The sequence below is a fragment of the Pseudomonas sp. G2-4 genome (assembly GCF_030064125.1).
GTDB lineage: Bacteria > Pseudomonadota > Gammaproteobacteria > Pseudomonadales > Pseudomonadaceae > Aquipseudomonas.
The window spans coordinates 3,087,511-3,109,569 of the sequence record NZ_CP125957.1; the positions used below are offsets into that span (position 1 = coordinate 3,087,511).

A 22,059-nucleotide genomic window follows, 5' to 3' on the forward strand; every position below is an offset into this window, starting at 1 on the left:
GCGAGGGAGCTTGCTCCCGCTGGGCTGCGCAGCAGCCCCAAAAAAGACGACTCCAATGAATCTGATACACCTCGGTGCCGGTTCGAGGGGCCGCTTCGCAGCCCAGCGGGAGCAAGCTCCCTCGCCACGGGGGCCGTAGTGGTGCATTCAAAATCCCTCGCGAACCGCCCCGCGAATCCCTTCCAGCAACATGGTGAACGCCGGGTTGTCGTTGTCCTGGCGCCACACCAGGTGCAACTCGCTCTGCACCCCTTCGCCCAGGTCGATCTCACGGAACACCACCTGCTTGAACACCACGCTGCTGGCACAACGCGGCACCAGCGCCAGGCCCATGCCGGCGTTGACCAACGCCAGGATCGTCAGTGACGACCCCAGCCATTGCACGAATTGCGGTGCGACCCGGGCCGAGCGGAGCATGCCGGTGAGCAGTTCGTTGAAGGGCGGGTAGGCGGCGTGGGAATACATGAGGAACGGTTGGCCATCCAGGTCCTGCACGCCCACGGACTCGGCACTGGCCAGCGGATGCCCGGCGGGCACCGCCAGGACAAAGGGTTCACGCACCAGGCATTCGGTGGCATAGCCGGTTTCCAGCAGCGGCGAGCGGACGATGCCCAGGTCGATGCGCCGGGCGCGCAAGGCCTCGTGTTGCTGGTAAGTGTTCATCTCCGCCAGGACGATTTTGACCTGGGGCTGCTTCAGCCGCGCCTCGGCAATCACCTTGGGCAAAAACTCATACACCGCGCTGCCGACGAAGCTGATGGTCACCGAACCAATGTCGCCCTGGGCGAAACGCCGGGCGGCAATGGCGGCTTGTTGCGCCTGTTCCAGCAGGTTCTGCGCTTCGATGAAAAACGCCCGCCCGGCGGCGGTGAGTGCCACGCTGCGTGTGCTGCGGGTGAACAGCTCCACGCCCAGGTGATGTTCCAGCAGTTGGATCTGCCGGCTCAATGGAGGCTGGGTCATGTTCAAGCGTTCGGCGGCACGACGGAAGTTGAGTTCGGTCGCCACGGTGGTGAAGCAGCGCAACTGGGCCAGCTCAAACATTGATTCAATCCAGGTATCAATCAAGTGCCAAGTTAGATTAGACGGGAACAATGCCCCCCGTCCATCATCGCCCTTGTCGCGCCCACGGCTGTCGGTTTCCTGGAGCAGACCACGGGCTTCATTGTGGGCGGCCTGTTTGGGAAAAATCTCAAGCCTCGAAACCTGGCCCATCGGGAGCACTTGTATGAAGATCAAACGCGTTACCGTCACCCCCATCGCTTTTCGCGATCCACCCTTGCTCAACGCCAGCGGTATCCACGAGCCATTCGCACTGCGCTCGATCATCGAGATCGAGAGCGACAACGGTTACATCGGCCTGGGAGAAAGCTATGGCGATGCGCCGGCCCTGGCGATCCAACAGCAACTCCAGAGCCAGTTGATCGGCCTGGACCCGTTCAACCTCAATCAGTTGCGGGCCATCGTCCAGGCCACCGTGGCTGCGCAAAAGCCAACGAGCACGGCCGGTGCCGAATTGGCCCCGGGCTCCCATGCGAGCAAGGCGGTGATCAATGCCTACTCCGCGTTTGAAGTGGCCTGCCTGGACCTGCAAGCCCATTACCTGAACGTGCCGCTGGTGGACCTGCTGGGCGGCGCGATTCGCGAGGAAATTCCGTTCAGCGCGTATCTGTTTTTCAAGTATGCCGAGCACATCGATTCGCCGTATCCCGCAGACAGTTGGGGGGAGGCGCTCAACGAACAGCAAATCGTCGCCCAGGCCCGGCGAATGATCCAGGACTACGGCTTCAAGAGCATCAAGCTCAAGGCCGGCGCCCTCGATCCGGAACATGAAGTGGCGTGCATCAAGGCACTGAAACAGGCGTTTCCCGGCTATCCGTTGCGCATCGACCCCAACGCCAACTGGTCGCTGGAAACCTCCATTCGCATGGCTGAATTGCTGGGCGACGACCTGCAATATTACGAAGACCCGACACCGGGGCTGGAGGGGATGGCCGAGCTGCACAAACGCACCGGCCTGCCCCTGGCGACCAACATGGTGGTCACCGATTTCGTAGAGTTCCGCCGTAGCGTGGCGCTGAACAGCGTGCAGATTGTGTTGGCGGACCATCATTACTGGGGCGGCCTGCGGGACACCCAGGCGTTGGCGAAAATGTGCAGTACCTTTGGCCTGGGTGTGTCGATGCACTCCAACTCACACCTGGGTATCAGCCTCATGGCCATGGCCCATGTGGCGGCTGCGGTACCGAACCTGGACTATGCCTGCGACACCCACTACCCGTGGCAGGAGCCGGATGAGGAAGTGATCAAGGGCGGCAAGCTGCCGATTGTCGATGGCTGCGTGAAAATCACCCGGGCGCCTGGTCTTGGCTTGGAGCTGGATCGGGATCAACTGGGCAAACTGCATGACCAGTTTCTCAGTTGCGGCATTCGCCAGCGCGACGATGTGCGGCAGATGCAGCGTTACCGGCCGGACTGGAAAACCGTCAAGCCGAGGTTTTGAAGTAACGGCGAGGGGCCTGCTGCGCAGGCCAGCGGGAGCAAGCTCTCCTTAAAATCCTTACCGCTCAAGAGCCTTGTGGGAGCGAGCTTGCTCGCGATAGCGGTGTGTCAGCCAACATCACTGTTGAATGATCCGCCGCCATCGCGAGCAAGCTCGCTCCCACAGGTATTGGTTAACTGGCAGGACAACCGGCCCACACCCAAAGTACCGCGCCCGTCGGCATCGCCGTCTTACACCCAAATTGCCGCGCCATGCCGGCGCTTCCAAAGCATCCGCCAATTGCCTCCAAGGCAGCGTATGACGTGGCCTGGCGCCTTTCGATAATCGCCTCCGACATCCCGTCTCATGTTGCGGAGCGCTCCATGCACAACAATAAAAATACCCGCCACCATTTTTTGCCTGCGGTCATCGCCGGTCTTTCGACCCTGGGCCTGACGTCCTGGGCCCAAGCCGAAATCATGCTGTACGACAAGGACCAGACCACCTTTTCCACTGACGGCTACATCAACGCCTTTTACGTCAACAGTGATGTGGACCGGGCAGGGGAGCAGTACGACCGGCGGCAGGCGCGGGTCAAGATGGGCTTTTTGCCCAACTACCTGGGCTTCAACATGGGCAAGCAGGTCGATGACCTCAAGCTCGGCGCCAGGGCCTCGTTCTGGGTGACCATCAACGACAGCGAAACCAACGGCACCGACACCGCCATCGATGTGCGGCAGTTCTACGGTACCGTTGCCAACCCGGAGTGGGGCGAGGTGTTGATCGGTAAGGATTTCGGGCTGTTCGCCCGCTCCAACATCCTGCTCGATGAACTGCTGGCCGGTTACGGGCAGGTCAGCGACACCTTGGGGCTGGTGGATGGCGGTGGCGTGTCGTTCGGCAACATCGGCAGCGGCTATCCGTACCCGTTCCCGACTTCGCAGATCACTTATCGCACCCCGGTGATGGAAGGGTTGCGAGTGGCGGTGGGGATCATGGATCCGGTGGACACCAACGATAACAGCGCCACCGGCAAGGCCTACCAGGAAAACCCGCGCACCGAGAGCGAGGTCACTTACCAGTTCGACTTGGGCGGGGCGAAGATCTACAGCTGGCTCAACGGCAGCTACCAGACCTCTGACAACACCGACTCCACGGTCGAGTCGGTGACCTCCAAAGGCCTGGGTTATGGCGTGCAGGCGAAGATGGGCGGACTGTCGCTCACCGGCTCCGGGTTCCAGGCCAAGGGCATCAACCCGTTCTTCACCAACAACGCCGGCGAAGCCACGTTGCGCAATGTCGACAGCAAGGGCTACCTGCTTCAGGGTTCCTACAAGCTGGGCAAGAACCGCTTGGCGCTGTCCTACGGCAAGACCGAAGACGACGGCAATGGCGTGGTGGGCAGCGGCGCCGATTACGAAACCCGCGGCATTGCGCTGTTCCATGACATCAACGACAACCTCAAGCTCGTGGCCGAATACAACCAGTTCGAGATCGACGGCCACGACACCAGCGCGCAAAACGAAGACACCGATACCTTTGCGGTGGGGGCGGTGTTGACCTGGTAAGGCCGCTCACACTTCCCCCGTGGCGAGGGAGCTTGCTCCCGCTGGGGCGCGAAGCGGCCCTGAAGAATCTCCACCCAAACCGATAGTCAGGGGAGACCGTGAAAGGGGGCTGCTGCGCAGCCCAGCGGGAGCAAGCTCCCTCGCCACAAGGGCATTCCAAACAAAGTCCGAGTGTTTTGTGGTGACCCCAGCCGTGCGCATCGCGGCCGGGGCCGCCACTGTTCTCCTCCCATGGAAGCGCCCACCCGCTACCCAAGTAGCATTCGTGGAGCCGGCGTGGCTTCGTACACTCAAGGTTCCTATCACGCACCCGTCGGAGGCGAATATGCAGCAGGCCCAGAGCGAAGGTGTAGTGAGCGCCATGTCCCAGGCAACAGACGTCCAGCAAGTGGCCCAGGAGTTGGCGCGGCAGTTGTTGCACCCGCACCTGGGTTTCGTGCTGTTTTTCTGTTCCGCCGAATTCGACTTGCCGGCCCTTGGCCAAGCACTTTCCCAGAGCTTCGGTGGGATTCGCCTGGTGGGGTGCACCAGCGCCGGGGAAATCACGACCCAGGGTTATGGCCGCAACTGCGTGACGGCGGTGGGTTTCGACCACCGGCATTTTTCCATAGCCGCCGAGCTGATCGGCGAAATGGAGCGCTTCAGCCTGATCGACGCCCAGCAAATGGTCGAGCGACTGGCGAGCGGTTGCCGCAGCAATGACCTGGCCCCGATCAAGGGCCACAGTTTCGCGTTGACCTTGCTCGACGGCCTGTCCAGCCGCGAGGAAATGGTGCTGGCGGCCTTGAGCGCCGCACTCGGGGACATCCCGCATTTCGGCGGTTCGGCCGGCGACGACAACTACCTGACCCACACCCATGTGTACTTCGAAGGTCAGTTCCACAGTGGTGCGGCGGTCGTGCTGCTGATCAACACCTGGCTGGAATTCGAAGTGTTCACCACCCACCACATCTTGCCTCGGCAAGAAAAACTGGTGGTCACGGGTGCCGATAGCGCTTCACGACGGGTCTTTGAACTCAACGCCGAACCCGCCGCCGAGGAATACGCCCGGCATATCGGCGTGCCCGTGAGTGAGCTCGATTATCGGGTTTTCGCTGCCCATCCACTGGCGGTGCGCATCAACGACCAGTACTACGTGCGGGCCATCCAGCAGGTGCACCCGGACCTGAGTCTGAGTTTCTACTGCGCAGTGGAGAACGGCATCGTCCTCACCGCGATGACCCCCGGTCCCTTGCTGGACAATCTGCAAAGCCTGTTCGACGGCTTGCAGGCACGCCTCGGTGATTTGTTGCTGACCATCGGCTGTGATTGCTTCCTCAGGCGCTTGGAACTGGAGGATCGTGGTGGCGTGGAGCAGATCGGCCAGTTCCTGCGCGAACAGCGGGTGATGGGGTTCAACACCTACGGAGAACAGTTCAATGGCATGCACATCAACCAGACCTTCACCGGAGTTGCCATTGCCCGCCATCGCGTCCCTGGCCATCGCTGAGCTGCAGGCGCAGATTGAGCGCCTGCAGCACGACAACCGTAAATTGCGACGCATCAATGAGGCGTTGATCGAGCGGGTGGAGTCCGGAGTGACCCGGGGCAACGACCCGTACGCGGCGTTCCAGCATTCGGTGGTGTTGGCCGAGCAGGTTCGCGAGCGCACCGACGCCCTGAATCAGGCGATGGCCGAGCTCAAGGCCGGCAATCACTTGCTGGGTGAGGCGCGGCTGCGGGCAGAAACGGCCCACCGGCACCTGATCGATGCCATCGAGAGCATTTCCGATGCGTTTGTGCTGTTTGACGAACAACAGCGAATCGTCCTGTTCAACAGCCGCTTCAAGGCGTTCTGGGCCCACAGCCGGGTGCGCATCATCGCCGGGATGCGTCTTTCACAGGTCAAACGCTTGATGACTGCCAACGGCTTGTTCAGCGAAGAGCCCCGGGGGCAGGCCGACGAGCATGTGTTGTACCGGTTGCAGAACGGTCGCTGGTTGCAAGTCAGCGAGCGGCCGACCCAGGAAGGCGGGCGGGTGATCCTGTTTACCGACATCACCGACGTCAAGCTCAGTGAAACCGTGCGCCGCGAGCAGGCCATCGCGCAGAAGTCCCACCTGTTGCAGCGCGCGGTGGACAACCTGTCCCAGGGCGTGGCGATGGTCAATGCCCAAGGTGTGCTGGAGCTTTGGAACCGGCGCTTCCTGGAACTCAGCGGCTTGGCTCCGGTGGCCGCCCATCGGCCCTTCAACGAGGTCATCGCCGACAGCGAGCTGCACCTGTTGACGCCAACCAGCCGTGACAACAACGGGCGACTGATTCACGAAAGCGAGCAGCGCCTGTCGGATGGCCGGGTCCTGGAGATCCGCACCCATCCGCTGCCTACCGGCGGTTATGTCAATACCTTCACCGACATCACCGAGCGCTATCAGCACGCCGAAGCCCTGAGCGAAAGCGAGCGCTGGATCCGCCTGATCACCGACCATGTGCCGGCGCTGATCGCCTACCTCAATGCCGACCTGGTCTACGAGTTCACCAACAAGGTCTACGAGCAATGGTATTGCTGGCCCCGTGGCGTGATGCTCGGCCAGAGCCTGCGCGAGGCCCACAGCGAGCAGCATTACCAGCGCCTGGAGGCCTACGTGGCCCGGGCGTTGGCGGGCGAGAGCGTGACATTCGAGTTCGCCGAAACCAACATCAACAACCAGGAACGCTACATGTTGCGCTCCTATGTGCCCAACCGCTTGGCCAACGGCGAAGTGGTGGGGATCTTCGTGTTGATCCGCGACATCACCGAACGCCGGCGCACCGCCGAGGCGCTGCACCAGGCCTATCAGAACCTGGAACAGCGCGTCCAGGAGCGCACCGCCGAACTGACCTGCCTCAACGACCAGTTGCTTCGGGAGATCGACGAGCGCAGCCGGGTGGAGTTGCGCCTGAGGGAGGCCAAGCGCGAGGCCGAGCAGGCCAACCTGTCGAAAACCAAATTCCTCGCCGCGGTCAGTCATGACCTGCTGCAACCGCTCAATGCCGCGCGGCTGTTCACCAGCGCCTTGCTCGAGCGCCGTGAGCCGGTGGCGAACGCGCAACTGGTGCGCAATGTCAGCCACTCCTTGGAGGACGTGGAAAACCTGCTGGGCACCCTGGTGGACATTTCCAAGCTCGATGCCGGGGTGATCAAGGCGGATATCGCACCGTTCGCCCTGAGCGAATTGCTCGATAACCTGGCCGCCGAATATGTCCAGGTCGCGAGCAGTGAAGGCTTGGCGCTGCACTTCGTGCCGTGTTCGGCCCTGGTGCGCAGCGATATCCAGCTGCTGGCGCGGATCCTGCGCAATCTGCTCAGCAATGCCATTCGCTACACCCCCAGTGGGCGGGTGGTGCTGGGTTGCCGGCGACATCGTCAAAGGCTGTCGATCGAGGTCTGGGACAGCGGCATCGGCATTGCTGACAACCGCCTGGAGGAAATTTTCCAGGAGTTCAAGCGCGGTGACGTGCAGCGTCCGGACCAGGATCGAGGGTTGGGCCTGGGGCTGGCGATTGTCGAGAAAATTGCCGGGATCCTCGGCCACCGGATCCAGGTGCGTTCATGGCCGGGCAAGGGCTCGATGTTCTCCGTCGAAGTGCCCCTGAGCGCCACTGCGCCGACACCATTGCCGTGCCTGGATATGAGCGAACCAATGCTCGAACGCCTGCGTGGGGCACGGATCTGGGTGCTGGATAACGACGCGGCGATCTGCGCCGGCATGCGCACCTTGCTGGAAGGCTGGGGCTGCGTGGTGGTGACGGCGCTGTCGGAGCAGGACCTGGCACGCCAAGTGGACAACTACCATGCCGAGGCCGACCTGCTGATCGCCGACTATCACCTGGACAACGAGCAAAACGGCGTCGATGCGGTGGCCCGGATCAACGCTCGCCGCGCTTCACCGATCCCGGCCATGATGATCACCGCCAACTACAGCAACGAACTCAAGCAGCAGATCCGCGAGCGCGGCCACACCCTGATGCACAAGCCGGTGCGGCCGATGAAGTTGAAGATTGCGATGAGTCATCTGTTGGGCCAGCCCCGCAATCCTTGAGCCGGACTCCTTTTAATCCTTGAGCCGGACCCCTTTTGTGGCGAGGGAGCTTGCTCCCGCTGGGTTGCGCAGCAACCCCAAAGAGGCTGAACGCAATCAACCTGACACACCAGGGTGAATGGTTTTGGGGCTACTTCGTAGCCCAGCGGGAGCAAGCTCCCTCGCCACAGGGGACCCATGGCCTCGGGCTCAGCAGGTCACCGCCGCAGATAAGCCCCGAAATCAATATCCCCGGCACTGAGGATCGCCTGCACCCGGTTGTGAACATTGAGTTTGCGCAGGATCGCCGAGACGTGGGCCTTGACCGTGGTTTCGGCGATCTCCAGCGTATAGGCGATCTGTTTGTTGGACTCACCCTTGGTCATGCGTTCGAGCACCAGCAGTTGCTTGCGGGTCAGGGCCTGGAGCAGTTCCGGTGGGAAGCTCGGGTGTTCGTTCAGGCGCCGGCTCATTGGGCTTTTTTGCGTGCGAATGATGTCGGGCGGCAGGTACACGTTGCCATTGAGGATCTGCTCGATGGCATCGGTCATCTGCGAGCGTGGCGAGGACTTAGTGATGAAACCTACCGCGCCATAGGTGATGGCTTGCAGCACAACCTGTTTGTCCTGCTCGGCGGAGACAATCACCACGGGGATGGTGGGTGCTTCGTTGCGCAGGTTGATCAAACCGTTGAGCCCGTGCATGCCGGGCATGTTCAGATCGAGCAGGATCAGGTCGAGGTCGTCGTGCTCGCGGGTCAGCGCCAGGGCGCTGTCCAGGTCGGCGGTTTCCATCACCTCGCTGCCAGGAAACCCATCGCTGATGACGTTGTGGATGGCTTCGCGAAACAGTGGGTGATCGTCGGCTATCAGGATTTTATACATGGCCATTCACCTCGTTATTGTCATAGGGGCAGGGCAGTTGTGCGCACTTGTAGGGTCAGGGAAAGGGTTCGGGCCGGGCCGCTTGCAAGGGTAGATTGGCCGCCTCCCAGGCATCGAGGCCATCGCGGTACCAATACAACTGTTTATAGCCCATGGCAGCGGCGCGTTTTACCGCGTTCCAGCTCAGCCAGCAATCAGAGCGGCAATAAAAGACCAGCGGTTGACCCACCCGCCCGGCGGTGGCCTTGCGCAGGTGGTAGGCCAGGTAATCCTGCCAGGTGGCGTCAAGGTCACCGTCACCGGTATTGGCCAGCCACAGGCTGCCGGGAAGGTTGGCGTGGGGCTCATTTTCAATGAACTGCCCCTGGACCCAGGGCCGACGGTAAACGTCGATCAGGACCGGAGGCGACGCTTGCCCGAGCAGGTGTTGCAACGCTTGGGTGTCGAGGGTCTGTGCGCCGTCCACGGAAGCAGGCGTCGGGCTGCGGTACTGGGCGATGCGATAGCCTTGCGGGGAAAACAGCGGTGTGTCGGCCTGGGCGACATTCAGCGCCAGGCCCAGCAAAACCATCGCCAGTAAACGGGGCATAGGATTTATCCTTTTTGTTATGCGCCCATTACATGCCAGGGTCGAGGTCTTGTGAATGCGACCATAGACATGAAAACCGGTACTAAAGTCGTAATTTGAGCCGTAGGGGGCCTGCTCAGAACCCTTGTGGGAGCGAGCTTGCTCGCGATAGCGGCGGACCATTCAGCAATGATGTTGACTGACACACCGCTATCGCGAGCAAGCTCGCTCCCACAGAGGACCACAGGGATATTGGGATGGGGCAGGATCAATTGGCCTTGCGCAACGCCGCATGCTGCGGATTGAACGTCCACACCGCCAACAGCGCGAACAGCAGGGTCAACCCCACGCACACCGCCATCGCCAACAGGTTGAACTGCTCATACAACGCAAAACGCACCAGCTCCACCCCATGGGTGAACGGGCTGAGGGCGCAGAGCCAATACAACCAGGGACTGGCTTCCTGCATCTTCCAAAGGGGGTACAGCGCCGAGGACAGGAAAAACAGCGGAAAGATCACGAAATTCATCACCCCGGCAAAGTTCTCCAGTTGCCGGATGGCATTGGACAGCAGCAAACCCAGGGCACTGAGCATCAGGGCCACCAGCAGCAGGGCCGGCAAGGCGAGCAGCAAGCCCATGGTCGGGGGTTGGATGCCGTACAGCCAGGCAATGGCGAGGAAGGCGTAGACCTGCAACAGCGAAATCAGCGAGGTCGCCAGCAACTTGCTTGCCAGCAGGAAAGCCCGGGGCAGGGGGCTGGTCAGCAGCACGCGCATGCTGCCCATCTCCCTGTCGTAGACCATCGACAGCGAACCCTGCATGCCGTTGAACAGCAGGATCATGCAGGCCAACCCGGGCACGATGTACACCTCGTAGGGTATGTAAGTGTCGTAGGGCGCGATGATTGCTATGCCCAGTGCTGCGCGAAAACCGGCGGCGAACACCAGCAACCACAACAGCGGCCGCACCAGGGCACTGAGTAATCGCGTGCGTTGCAGCACGAAGCGCAGCCATTCGCGCATCACGATGCCGCTGAAACAATGCCAATACGCGTTCATGGCTGAACTCCCGAGGTGGTCAAGTTCGTGAAGGCTGAACCGAGGGTGCCACCGTGCTCCAAGCTCACGGCGTCGGCGCGGCCACTGGCGACCAGGCGGCCCTGATGCACAATCAACAGGTTGTCACTGGGCCGTACTTCGTCCAGCAGGTGGGTGGTCCAGAGCACGCTGATGCCTTGCTCCTGGCACAGTTGCCGAACGTGTAGCCCCAGGGCCAGGCGGCTGGCCGGATCCAGGCCGACGCTGGGTTCGTCCAGCAACAACAGGCGCGGTTCATGCAGCAGGGCCCGGGCGATTTCCACCCGGCGCCGATGGCCGCCGTTAAGGTCGCGCACGCGCTCGTGGCGCCGCTCGGTCAGTTGCTGGCGGGCCAGCTCGGCATCGATCCGGACGCTGCCCTGACGCCGCGACAAACCATGCAGTGCGATGTGATAACGCAGGTTCTGCTCGACACTCAGGTCCAGGTCCAGGGTGCTCTGCTGAAACACCACGCCCAACTGGCGCAGGGCCGCTCGCGGTGAGTTCTGCAACGAATGGCCACCGACCAGGATGTCACCGCGTTGTACGTCGTAGAGGCGGGTGAGCAGGGCAATCAGCGTTGACTTGCCGGCTCCGTTGGGCCCCAGCAGCGCCGCGAAGCCGCCGATGGGCAGGTTGAAGCTCACCTGCTTGAGGGCTTCGCGCGGCCCATAGGCAAAGCTCAGCTCACTGACCTGCAGTGCGTTCATGGCGTCACCACCACGCCCCAGGGGTAGCGCCCGACCTTGATCGACTTGAGCACCTTGCGGCTCTGCACGTCGATCACCGAAACATCGCCGCTCACACCATTGGTTGCCAACAGCTGGCGCTGGTCCGGGGTGAACGCCAGTTGCCAGACGCGGCGGCCCACCAGCAGATAATCCAGCACTTCGAAGGTGTGGGCGTCGATCACCGCCACATGATTGGCCGGGCCCAGGGCGACGAACGCGAGCTTGCCGTCGGCGCTGAGCTTGATGCCCACCGGCTGTACTTTGTCGGGGTGCACGCCTTTGATCTGGAACGTCAGGGTCTTGAGTATCTTGCGTGTGGCCACGTCAAGAATCGTCAGGGTGCCGCCAATTTCCGCCGAGGCCCAGAGCTGCGAACCGTCACGGTTGAACTCGACGAAGCGTGGGCGCTGATCCACCAGGGTGTTGTCGGCCAGGGTCTGGGTGCTGGTGTCGATCCAGTGCAGCATGTTTGTGGTTTCACTGGTGTTGACCGCCCACTTGCCATCGGGGCTGACGGCCATGCCTTCGGGCTCGACGCCCACGCTGATCTGGGCCAGGACCTCGGATGTCTGGGTGTCGATCACCGTGACCAAGGCATCGTCCTCGTTGGACACGTAGAGCCAGCGGTCGTTGGGGTGCAGGGCAAATTGCTCCGGGTCCTTGCCGGAGGGCAGTTCCTTGATGATTTTGCGGGTGGCGACGTCCATCACCTGGACCCGGTCCGAATCGCTGGCGCAGATGTACAGCAGTCGATTGTCGTGGGACAGCAACAGGCCACGGGGGCGCTGGCCCACCGGCAGGGTTTCGATGACTTCCAGGCTCTGCATGTCGATCAGGCTCAGGCTGTTGTCTTTCTCGTTGGAGACCCAAGCAATGCTGGCAGCGGCGGGGCCGGCGACGAGCAGCGCAGCGCCCAAGGTGAAGGCTTTGCACAACAGGGCCGGGTGGAGCAGGGGGCGGCGCATGGCGGTTTCCTTATTGTTGTTATCGATCAGGGGTAACGGCAGCTCACTTCGGGCTGGTCGTAGCCCAGGCTGTCCATTTCATTGGTGGGGTGCAGAAAGCCTTCCTGGGGCGAGGTGCTGACCAGTGCGCGGGGCTGGACCAGGGGAATCGGTTGACGCAGTTGGCCGTTCCACGGCCGATAGCTGAGTTTGCGACCTTTGAAACCGTCCAGTGGCAACTGGTCGCTGAGGGCCAGTTGGCGGATGGCGAACGGATCGTCCTGGCGCAGTTTGCTCACCGCGCTGGCGATGCTGCGCACGGCGATCCAGGCGGCGAAGTCGCGGTCGTTCATCCAGCGTCCGGCCAGGGCTTCGAAGCGTTTTTGCAACTGCGCGGCGCCGTAGGTTTCCACGGTCTTGTGCCAAGCGGTAGGGGTCAGGCCTTGGGTGCCGGCCACCGGACGTGGGTACCAGGTCTGGTAGGGCACGTATTCGCCAAAGTCGCCGCGCTCGTCAGCCACCAGGACTACGTCGTACTCGGCGGTCTGGGTGAACAGCGGCATGTCGGCCTGGGCGCTACGGCGTTGGTCGTTGTCGAACTGCCAGGCTTTTTCCGCGACGATTTTCCCTCCGAAGCGCTTCATGGCCCGGCGCAGGGCGGCGGCGTAGGCCTGGTCCTCGGCCGTCTGGCCGACGATCAACAAGGCCCGCTGCCATTTGCGCACCACGCTGAACTGCACCAGCGCATCGGCGAGCATGGCCCGATCGGGCAGGCTGTGGAGCACGTTGCCCAGGCAGTCGGTGGTGCGCAGGCTGTCGTCGGGGCTGCCGGCGTTGAACAACAGGCTGTCCGGCAAGGCGGCGCTGAGCTGGCGCAGGCTCGCGGCTGGCGCATTGACCACGAACAGCCGCAGGCCTTGATCATGTTGGGTGCGGGCGGCCTGGAGCAGAGCCTCGGGGCTGTCGACGTTGGCGCTTTCCAGGCGGTAGTCGTGCTTGAGAAAACGCCCGGTGCTGTTGCTGTCGATGATCGCCAGCTCAGCACCACTCAGCCCGGCATCGGCCGGTTCGGCAATCACGTTGGACAGCAGCGGCCCCGGGTCGGGACGATAACCCAGATAGCCGATGCGCACTTGCAACGGCGCTGCATCGCCCGCCTGGACCATGGCCGGCAGCCAACCACTGGCCGCGGCCAGCAAAGGGATCAAGACGTAACTGAGAAGCCTGCGCATACCACCTCCTTTGCGGGTAGCGCCAGCATAGGAACCCTGAGGCCATGGGGGAATATGCAGAAAGTACCGCCGGGGCAGTACCAAGGTAGTAAACCACTGGCGGGGCTGGGGTTTTAGGATGCAGGTCATCGTCATTCACCAGGAGCGGACAGATGGTGCGGATTCTCAAAGCCCTGCTGCTGCCGGTGTTGTTGGTCCTGAGCCTGATCGGCGTCGATCGGTTGTCTGGCAAGCAAGGAGCGTGCAGTGGACATCAAATCTGCAAACACCCCAGCCCCCCTGTGGGAGCGAGCTTGCTCGCGATGACGGCATCTCATTCAACATCCCTATCGACTGAGCCACCGCTATCGCGAGCAAGCTCGCTCCCACAGGGGATTTGTGTCCGGCGTTGGGGATGTGACTTCATCCCGGCCATGGACCGCTAACCATGTCTGCCCTCTGGCGAATCAACCTCTGGATAACGGCGTTTTTCGCCCTGGTCACCCTGGTCTGTGCAGCCCTGCTGTTGCATCAGGCCATGGCCGATGTGAAACGCGAGCTGCAATCGGCCCAGTCCGTGGTGCATTACCTGCGCGAAACCGCCGAGCGCGACCCCGCCAGTCTCCAGCCACGGCTGACCGGCAGCCTGCGTCATGTGCGCGTCCGTTGGCTGGCCGCAGGAGAGCTATTTCCTGCGGATGTCGAAGGTGGAATGAAGGCCTGGCTCGGTCGCCGGTTACTCGATGACGGCCCTGCGGCTCAAGTGGTGGATTTGCGTGACGGTCGACGCGCCTGGATTGCGGTCGATCCTCGGGACGAAATCGAGGAAATCCTCGATTCATTGGTGCAACTGCTGGGCGTCTGTGCGCTGGCGCTGTTGCTCAGTTTGTTCGTGACTCGCTGGGCGGTGCACCGGTGCATGCGCTTGCTGGATGAGTTGCTGCATGCGCTGCGCCAGGTGTCCGCCGGGAATCTCCAGGTGCGCCTGTTGGCTGAAGGCGTCCCGGAGGCGCAGCAGCTGGCGGGGCATTTCAACCGAATGACCGCCGCCCTGGCCCAGTCGCAGGCCGATAACACCCGACTGACTCAAGCGCTGCTGGCCGTACAGGAACAGGAGCGCACCCTGCTGGCCCAGACCCTGCACGACGACCTGGGCCAATACGTGGCGGGCATTCGTGCCCGGGCCTGTCTGTTGCGGCTGGTGATTGATCAGCCGCGAGTGGTGGAGCAAACCGTCAGCCAGCTCGAAGATCATTGTGAACATTTGCAACAGGGCTTCCGCTCGCTGGTGCATGACCTGTACCCGGTGGTGCTACAGCATCTGCCGTTGTGCGAGGCCATCGGTTTGTTGGCCGGGCAATGGCAGGAAACCCAGGGCATCGCCTGTCAGCTGCGGATCGACGAAGCGCTGCCGCCATTGTCCGGGGCGGACAAGACCCATCTGTATCGCTTGTTGCAGGAAGCTCTGACCAACGTTGCCCGCCATGCGGGCGCCACGCAGGTGCGGATCCGCCTGCAACACCGCGCCGGTCGCTTGCGCTTGCTGGTGCGTGACAACGGCCGCGGAGCCGCGCAACCCGCACGCGCAGGCGTTGGCTTGCACTCGATGTCCGAACGGGCCCGCAGCCTGGGCGGTGAGCTGCGCGTCATCAGCCAGCCTGGCGCCGGTTGGGCGCTGGCCTTGAACATTCCCCTGGAGGCGTGATGAACATCTTGTTGGTGGACGACCATGCGGTGGTGCGGCAGGGCTACGCCAGCCTCTTGCGGGCGCTGATGCCGGACTTGCAGGTCCGGGAGGCGGCCACGGGCGAAGAAGCGCTGAGCCAAGTGCAGGAGCAGGTGCCGAACCTGGTGATCATGGACTTCGGCCTGCCCGGTATCAGCGGCCTGGAAACCACCCGACGCCTGCGCCAGCGTCTGCCGCAACTGCGGGTGTTGTTTTTCAGCATGCACGATGAACTGCCGTTGGTGCGCCAGGCGCTGGATGCCGGTGCCGCCGGCTACCTGACCAAGAACTCTGCACCCCAGGTACTGGTGGAAGCGGTACGGCGAGTGCTGGCCGGGCATGCCTACATCGAGCAGTCCCTGGCCACGCAACTGGCTTGCACCAGCTCCCGGCACAACACCGACCCGCGCCTGCAATGCATGACCCAGCGTGAGCTGGAGATCTTTGTCATGCTCGCCAAGGGCACCCCCGCGCGCACCATCGCCGAACAGCTGTGCATCAGCGCCAAGACCGTGTCCAACCACCTGACGCTGCTCAAGAGCAAGCTGCAGGTCAGCTCCCATGCCGAGCTGGTGCATTTGGGGATTGATATGGGGGTGGTGCGGGTGGCAGGGTGAAGGGAATGGCGATCCCCCGTGGCGAGGGAGCTTGCTCCCGCTGGGCTGCGAAGCAGCCCAAAACCAGGCACTTCGGTAGGACAGTTTGATTGAGTTGGCCGGGCGAGGGGGGCTGCTGCGCAGCCCAGCGGGAGCAAGCTCCCTCGCCACGGGGTTGTGTGGCAATCCTTACTGATCCCAAGACATCGGGCAACCGGTACAGCCTTCCATGTTCGCATCCTGGAAATTCCCATAATGCTGGCGAGAGCCGCTCAGGTTAGCCTGTTCCAGGTTGCTTTCGCCGAATTTGGCTTCTTGCAGGTTGGCGTCACGCAGGTCGGCGCCCTTGAGGTCGGCCTTGCTCAGCCAGGCCATTTCCAGGTCGGCGGCCTGCAGGTTCGCATCGTGCAAGCGAGCGCCGGACAGGCGGGCGAACTGAAGGTACGCAGCGCTTAGGTCGGCGCGCTGGAACTGCGCACCCTGGGCGAACAGACCCCAACCCTGGACCGCCTTGAGCGTGGCACCGCTGAAGTCCGCCAGGCGCAGGTTGCTCTGTTGCAGGCTGGCACGGTTCAGGTTGGCCCCCTGCAACCGGGCCCGTTCCAGGTTCGCCAGGTCCAGCCGCGCGTGCCGCAGGTCGGCATCGCGCAGGTCGGCTCCGCTGAGGTTCATTTTGCGCAGGTCTTGGTTGGCGAGTTGGGCGCCGCGCAGGTTGGCGCCGGGGCATTGGCTGGATTCGGCGATGATGCAGCCGTTGATGGTGAGCGGGGTATCGGTCTCGTCGGCGTTGGCGAAGGCGCCAACGAACAGAAGCAGCAATGACAAACATCTCATGGCATGAGCTCGGGCAATTGTGGGAGCGAGCTTGCTCGCGATAGCGCAATGTCAGTCAACATGAATGCAAGCTGAACTGCCGCCATCGCGAGCAAGCTCGCTCCCACAGGGATGGTTGTATCGATCAGAATCCAGGTGGAGTCGGGTTATTTCTGCGCCGTCGCCTTATCCCAACTCGGAATCTTGAACACCCAGAACGACCCGCCCTGGGCCACGGGTTTGGTCAGCTCGGCCATGTCGCCGCCCCACAACGGCACCGCACCGCCATAGCCGACGGTCACGCCGATGTACTGCTCGCCGTCCTGCTCCCAGGTGATGGGCGGGGAGACGATGCCGCTGCCGGTCTGGAATTTCCACAGTTCCTGGCCGGTCTTGGCGTCGAAGGCCTTGAAGAAGCCGTCGCCAGTGCCGGTAAACACCAGGTTGCCCTTGGTTGCCAGTACCCCGGCCCACAGCGGCAATGGCTCCTTGTGCTCCCAGACCACCTTGCCGGTGGTGGGGTTCATCGCCCGCAGGCTGCCGACGTGATCGTCGTACATGCGCTTGATGCGAAAGCCCATGCCCAGGTAGGCCGAGCCTTTCTTGTAGTTTACTTCCTCGGTCCAGTACTCCTCTTTCCACTGGTTGCCGGGGACGTAGAACAGCCCGGTGTCCTGGCTGTAGGCCATGGGGTTCCAGTTCTTGCCACCGAGGAAGGGGGGCGAGACTTCCACCGATTTGCCCTTGGTTTCACCGGGTAATGGCTTGGCCGGACGCTGGCCGGGGTTTTCCACCGGGCGACCAGTCTTCAGATCGATGTGGCTGGCCCAGGTGATGTTGTCGACGAAGGGAAAGGCGTTCTGCAACTTGCCGTTATTGCGGTCCACCACGTAGAAAAAACCGTTGCGGTCAGCGTGGGCGGTGGCCTTGACCACTTTGCCGTCCTTGTCCTTGTAGTCGAACAGCACCAATTCGTTGTTGCCGGAGAAATCCCAGGCGTCGTTGGGCGTGTGTTGGTAGAACCACTTCACTTCGCCCGTGCTCGGGTCGACGCCGACCTGGCCGGAGGTGTAGAGGCTGTCGTAATCGTGGGGATTGCCGTCCTTGGCCGTGCGCGCCCAAGTGTTCCACGGCCCGGGGTTACCCGCGCCGACGATGATGGTGTTGGTCTCGGGATCGAAGCTGGCGCTCTGCCAAGGCGCGCCGCCGCCGTGGCTCCAGGCCTCGACCTTGCCGGTTTCGGTGGTTTTGTCGTCCGGCCAGGACGGCGCCTTGACGTCGCCGGTCGGGGTGCTGTCCTTGCCGTTGAGGCGGCCCATGTGGCCTTCGACGAAGGGCCGCATCCAGACCTCTTCACCGGTGTCCGGGTCGCGGGCGAACAACTGCCCGACCACGCCGAACTCATCACCGGAACTGCCGTGGATCAACAGGACCTTGCCACTGGTCTTGTCCTTGATCAGCACCGGGGCCCCGGTCATGGTGTAACCGCTGGCGTGGTCGCCGAATTTCTTGTTCCACACCACCTTGCCGGTGTTTTTGTCCAGGGCGACCACCCGCGCATCCAGCGTACCGAAGTAGATCTTGTCGCCATAAATGGCCGCACCGCGATTGACCACGTCGCAGCACGGACGAATGTTGTCCGGCAGCCGGTGGCTGTAGGTCCACAGGCGCTTGCCGGTCTTGGCGTCAAGGGCGAACACCCGCGAGTAGGAACCGGTGACGTACACCACGCCGTCGCTGACGATGGCCTGGGATTCCTGGCCGCGCTGCTTTTCGTCGCCGAACGAGTAAGACCAGGCGGGGGTGAGCTTGAACACGTTCTTGTCGTTGACCTGGGCCAACGGGCTCCAGCGCTGGGCGTTGGTGCCCATGCCGTATTGCAGCACATCCTTGGTACTCAGATGGTCGTTGGCGATGTCTTCCCAGGTCACGCCTGGGGTTGCTGTGGCGTTGGCGAGCGGGCTCAACGCCAGGCTGCCGGCCAATAGCATGGCATGCACGGCAACGGTCAGGGGCGAGAGGGCAGGTTGCGTTTTTATTGTCATGGTGCAGTTCCCAGTGAAGGTTTTGGCCTGACTAGGTTGGTTCGCCGCGGGCCCGGCCGATACGGAAAAAGTCCCGCCCTTGCCGGGAAGAGTTCCCGAACCGCCTGTCTTTGCGACCCGCCCCAGATGGCTTGCTACCAAGGGAGTAGAGCGCGAACACCAAAGGAGCATTCGGCTGGGGGGAGGGGGTTCCTAAGATGACGGTACGGCTTCTTCACAGAGGTCTTGCGTGCAATCAGAGGGCATAACAATGACAACAAAACGCAACGCCATCATCGCTACCGCATTGCTGATAGGGCTGACCGGCGCAGGCTCCGTATGGGCCCATGGCAACGTAGTGCCCCAGGCAGTGGAAACCAAGGGATTGACCCCGATCAAGGACACCAACCTGCCGCTGGACGCTGATGGTTGGGCTGCCCAGAACCCCTATCGCAGCTCCCCCGAGCGTGACAAAGCCATAGAAATTGGTTCTTCGGCCTACAACCAGAATTGCGCCGCGTGCCATGGCCTGGAAGCCAAGTCCGGCGGCATCGCGCCAGACCTGCGGATGCTGGACGCCGCCGAAGCCGGAGATGAATGGTTTGTCGAACGCGTACGTCACGGCGCGGTGCGCGACGGCCGGGTCTACATGCCGAAAATGGCCGACTACTTAAGCCAGGAAGCCCTTTGGGCAGTGCGCACCTATCTCGACAGCGTGCACGTCGAGGAGTGATCGCCATGCGCCTGTTCGCATGGGTCATCTGCAGCCTGCTGCTGTTTAGCCAGGCGGTACAGGCGCAGGTGCGCAACTACGACGAGATGATCGCCGCCGGTGAATTGAAGGTGGCGGTCTACAAGGACTTCGCACCTTACAGCTTTGAAGACAACGGCCAACCCAGGGGCGTGGACGTGGAGCTGGCACAGGCCTTGGCCAAGGCACTCGGCGTACGCCTGCAATTGATCTGGGCGCCGCCGGGGGAAAAACTCGATGACGACCTGCGCGATTACATCTGGCGCAGCAGTCCGTTGCACGACCGGCAATTGGCCGACCTGATGATGCGCGTGCCCTACGACCACGACTATGTGCAAAAGCGCAACGACATCGGCGAGTTGGCCAACGCCCAGGTGGTGATGTTCGGGCCTTACCAGCAGGAATGCTGGCAGGTGGCGTATGACCGCCGTCGACTCGACTCGGTAGGCAGTGTCGCGGTGTTCCAACAGCACCCGATTGGCGTGGAAGTCGACAGCGTGCCGTCGTTCTACCTGACGTCGGTGTTCAACGGCATGCTCAGCGGCAAGACTCGTCATTACCCCGGCGTCAGCCAGGCCTTCAGCGCCATGCAGGCCGGAGAAATCGATGCCGTCATGGCCATGCGCGGGGAAATCGACTGGCAGGTCCACGAGGCCGCCGATCCACAACTGGCGCTGGCGGAAAATGCCTACCCGAACATGGGCAAGCAACGTTGGGAAATCGGCATGGCGGTGCACGAAAGCAACCGGCAATTGGCCTATGCGGTGGAAGAAGCGCTGGAAGGTTTGATCCGCGATGGCAGCGTCAAGAACGTCTATGCCCATTACGGCCTGCGGTATGAAGTGCCTGAGATGTATCAATAGGAGCGCAGGGATGAAATGGGGCGTGTGGTGCCTGCTGTGGTGCGGCCTGTCGTTGACGGCGCAAGCGGCGGTCGATCCGGGCAAGGATCCGGTACCCTCGGTGATGTGGGCCTTCTATCACAAGCAACTGCTGGGCGCCGCGCCGTTCGTGTTCGATGACCGGGTCCGGTTGCTGGCACCACCCTTTGCCGAGGATGCGCGTCAGGTGCCCCTGGAAATCGATGCCCGGGCCTTCACCGGTGACGTGGTCCGGATACTGGCCTGGGCCGAACTGAACCCGTTGCCGAAAATCGTCGACTTCCAACCAGGGGAGCGGGTACTGCCCTGGTTGTCGATCCGTATTCGTATCGAGCAAGCCACTCCGTTGCGTGCCGCCGTGCAGACCCGCGATGGCCTCTGGCACGTCGGCTCGACCCTGATCGACGCGGCCGGTGGCGGCTGCACCGCGCCCAGTGTGGTGCGCACCCAGCCGGGGTGGGAGGAACACCTGGGCGAAGTGCTCGGGGCCCGTTATCCCCGCGGTGAAAGCAGTCGCCTGCGCCTGCAGGTGACCCATCCGATGGATAACGGCCTGGTCAGCGGCATTCCTGAGTTCTTCCTCAACCAGGCCCAACTGCTGGACGCCGACGGCCAGGTGCTGGCGCGCCTTGAGCTGTTTCCGGCGGTCAGCGAAAACCCCAACCTGGGCTTCGACATCCAAGGCCCGGGAAAAACCCGCCTGGTGCTGCGCGACAACGGCGGCAACACGTTCGAGGCGGCGATCCCCTGACCAAAAGGAGCGCCCCATGCGCTGGTTGCTGCTGATTTTCATGAGCCTGTACGGGCCAGCCTGGGCCGGTACGGACTATGCACTCAAACCCCGGCAGATCGCCGAGGCTACCTGGCTGCTGGAAGGCAGCACCGAGAATTTCGCCAAGGCCAACGGTGGCAACATCGTCAACACCGGGTTCATCGTCACCGACGTCGGTGTGGTGGTGATCGATACCGGGCCGTCGAAACGCTACGGCGAGGCCCTGCGCCAGGCCATCGCGGCGACCACGGACAAACCGGTGATCCAGGTTTTGCTGACCCATCATCACCCCGACCATGTGCTGGGCAACCAGGCCTTCAGCGACGTGCCCATCGGCGCCTTGGCCGGGACCACCGACCTGCTGCGTCAGCAAGGCGACGCTATGGCAGAGAACATGTACCGGCTGGTGGGCGATTGGATGCGCGGTACCGAGGTGGTGTTGCCGCCCCAGGTACTGGAGCCCGGCGTGCTGAAGGTGGGCAATCACTCGTTGCGACTGCTGCAACTGGCCGGGCACACCGGGGCCGACCTGGCGATACTCGACGAAACCACGGGTGTGCTGTTCGCCGGCGACCTGGTGTTCTACGAACGCGCCCTGACCACCCCCAACAGCCCGGGGCTGGAGGTCTGGCTCAACGACCTCGACACCCTGCAGGCCTTGCCCTGGAAGCAGATCGTGCCCGGTCACGGCCCAGTGGCGACTGACGCCCAGCCCTTTGCCCAGATGCGTGATTACCTGGGTTGGCTCGACCAACTGATGCGCGACGGCGCGGCCCGGGGCGAGGACATGGCCGAGATGATCCGCAGCCCCATCCCCGAGCGCTTCGCCGGGATCAGCCTGAGCCGCTATGAGCTGATTCGCAGTGTCAGTCATTTGTATCCGCGCTATGAACGCGCGGGAATGAAACGGGTGGATGCCCAACCGCAATAGCCCTGGCTGTATGAAGCCCCTGTGGCGAGGGAGCTTGCTCCCGCTGGGGCGCGCAGCGG

General features: G+C 62.7%; 19 protein-coding genes. 10 read left to right on the forward strand and 9 right to left on the reverse strand.

Annotated elements, in window-relative coordinates; genetic code table 11:
* Nucleotides 1–147 precede the first annotated feature (147 nt).
* Nucleotides 148–1,044 (reverse strand): LysR family transcriptional regulator, encoded by an 897-nt coding sequence (locus QNH97_RS13245; protein WP_283557236.1) that lies wholly within the window; start codon nucleotides 1,042–1,044, stop codon nucleotides 148–150.
* 184 nt (nucleotides 1,045–1,228) lie between these two features.
* On the opposite strand from QNH97_RS13245, the gene QNH97_RS13250 reads away from it, so the two are divergent.
* The 4 genes from QNH97_RS13250 (at nucleotide 1,229) to nahK (ending at nucleotide 8,111) form a co-directional block, all read left to right on the forward strand.
* A complete protein-coding gene (locus QNH97_RS13250; RefSeq protein ID WP_283557237.1) occupies nucleotides 1,229–2,503 on the forward strand; it encodes a glucarate dehydratase family protein in 1,275 nt (424 codons plus the stop codon).
* Nucleotides 2,504–2,865: 362 nt separating this feature from the next.
* Entirely contained in the window at nucleotides 2,866–4,050 is a 1,185-nt protein-coding gene (locus tag QNH97_RS13255) for a porin (protein WP_283557238.1), read from the forward strand.
* A gap of 325 nt (nucleotides 4,051–4,375) precedes the next feature.
* On the forward strand, nucleotides 4,376–5,539 hold the full coding sequence (gene nosP / locus QNH97_RS13260; protein ID WP_283557239.1) for a nitric oxide-sensing protein NosP: 1,164 nt from the start codon (nucleotides 4,376–4,378) through the stop codon (nucleotides 5,537–5,539).
* On the forward strand, nucleotides 5,469–8,111 hold the full coding sequence (nahK, locus tag QNH97_RS13265) for a hybrid sensor histidine kinase/response regulator NahK/ErcS' (protein WP_283557240.1): 2,643 nt from the start codon (nucleotides 5,469–5,471) through the stop codon (nucleotides 8,109–8,111). Before nosP ends, nahK begins: the two co-directional genes overlap by 71 nt.
* 197 nt (nucleotides 8,112–8,308) lie before the next feature.
* On the opposite strand, the gene QNH97_RS13270 is transcribed toward nahK, so the two are convergent.
* From QNH97_RS13270 to QNH97_RS13295, 6 genes are all read right to left on the reverse strand, one after another.
* Nucleotides 8,309–8,974: a response regulator transcription factor gene (locus QNH97_RS13270; protein WP_283557241.1), complete on the reverse strand. Its 666-nt coding sequence runs from the start codon at nucleotides 8,972–8,974 to the stop codon at nucleotides 8,309–8,311.
* Between the two features lie 55 nt (nucleotides 8,975–9,029).
* A complete protein-coding gene (locus QNH97_RS13275; protein WP_283557242.1) occupies nucleotides 9,030–9,563 on the reverse strand; it encodes a PQQ-dependent catabolism-associated CXXCW motif protein in 534 nt (177 codons plus the stop codon).
* 247 nt (nucleotides 9,564–9,810) lie between these two features.
* Entirely contained in the window at nucleotides 9,811–10,602 is a 792-nt protein-coding gene (locus QNH97_RS13280; protein WP_283557243.1) for a lanthanide ABC transporter permease protein PedC, read from the reverse strand.
* Nucleotides 10,599–11,330: a lanthanide ABC transporter ATP-binding protein PedB/LutE gene (locus tag QNH97_RS13285; RefSeq protein ID WP_283557244.1), complete on the reverse strand. Its 732-nt coding sequence runs from the start codon at nucleotides 11,328–11,330 to the stop codon at nucleotides 10,599–10,601. The genes QNH97_RS13280 and QNH97_RS13285 overlap by 4 nt, the downstream gene beginning before the upstream one ends.
* Nucleotides 11,327–12,316, reverse strand: coding sequence for a YVTN family beta-propeller repeat protein (locus QNH97_RS13290; protein WP_283557245.1), 990 nt, complete (start codon nucleotides 12,314–12,316; stop codon nucleotides 11,327–11,329). Before QNH97_RS13290 ends, QNH97_RS13285 begins: the two co-directional genes overlap by 4 nt.
* Before the next feature lie 26 nt (nucleotides 12,317–12,342).
* Entirely contained in the window at nucleotides 12,343–13,527 is a 1,185-nt protein-coding gene (locus QNH97_RS13295) for a lanthanide ABC transporter ABC transporter substrate-binding protein PedA1 (RefSeq protein ID WP_283557246.1), read from the reverse strand.
* A 427-nt stretch (nucleotides 13,528–13,954) separates the two neighbouring features.
* Between QNH97_RS13295 and QNH97_RS13300 the strand changes: the two genes are divergently transcribed.
* Both QNH97_RS13300 and QNH97_RS13305 read left to right on the forward strand, forming a co-directional pair.
* A complete protein-coding gene (locus QNH97_RS13300; protein WP_283557247.1) occupies nucleotides 13,955–15,211 on the forward strand; it encodes a HAMP domain-containing sensor histidine kinase in 1,257 nt (418 codons plus the stop codon).
* Nucleotides 15,211–15,849: a response regulator gene (locus tag QNH97_RS13305; RefSeq protein WP_283557248.1), complete on the forward strand. Its 639-nt coding sequence runs from the start codon at nucleotides 15,211–15,213 to the stop codon at nucleotides 15,847–15,849. The genes QNH97_RS13300 and QNH97_RS13305 overlap by 1 nt, the downstream gene beginning before the upstream one ends.
* 168 nt (nucleotides 15,850–16,017) lie before the next feature.
* Here the strand turns inward: QNH97_RS13305 and QNH97_RS13310 are convergent, their stop codons facing one another.
* Entirely contained in the window at nucleotides 16,018–16,662 is a 645-nt protein-coding gene (locus QNH97_RS13310) for a pentapeptide repeat-containing protein (protein WP_283557249.1), read from the reverse strand.
* A gap of 146 nt (nucleotides 16,663–16,808) precedes the next feature.
* Nucleotides 16,809–18,632: a quinoprotein ethanol dehydrogenase gene (exaA, locus tag QNH97_RS13315; RefSeq protein WP_283557477.1), complete on the reverse strand. Its 1,824-nt coding sequence runs from the start codon at nucleotides 18,630–18,632 to the stop codon at nucleotides 16,809–16,811.
* 304 nt (nucleotides 18,633–18,936) lie between these two features.
* Between exaA and pedF the strand changes: the two genes are divergently transcribed.
* The 4 genes from pedF to QNH97_RS13335 are packed head-to-tail and all read left to right on the forward strand — an operon-like array spanning nucleotide 18,937 to nucleotide 22,000.
* Nucleotides 18,937–19,398, forward strand: a complete 462-nt coding sequence (pedF, locus tag QNH97_RS13320; RefSeq protein ID WP_283557250.1) for a cytochrome c-550 PedF — start codon at nucleotides 18,937–18,939, stop codon at nucleotides 19,396–19,398.
* A 5-nt stretch (nucleotides 19,399–19,403) separates the two neighbouring features.
* Complete coding sequence (locus QNH97_RS13325) at nucleotides 19,404–20,279, forward strand: substrate-binding periplasmic protein (RefSeq protein ID WP_283557251.1); 876 nt, start codon at nucleotides 19,404–19,406, stop codon at nucleotides 20,277–20,279.
* A 10-nt stretch (nucleotides 20,280–20,289) separates the two neighbouring features.
* Entirely contained in the window at nucleotides 20,290–21,048 is a 759-nt protein-coding gene (locus QNH97_RS13330; RefSeq protein ID WP_283557252.1) for a quinoprotein dehydrogenase-associated SoxYZ-like carrier, read from the forward strand.
* Nucleotides 21,049–21,064: 16 nt separating this feature from the next.
* A complete protein-coding gene (locus tag QNH97_RS13335; RefSeq protein ID WP_283557253.1) occupies nucleotides 21,065–22,000 on the forward strand; it encodes a quinoprotein relay system zinc metallohydrolase 1 in 936 nt (311 codons plus the stop codon).
* The last annotated feature ends 59 nt before the right edge of the window (nucleotides 22,001–22,059 follow it).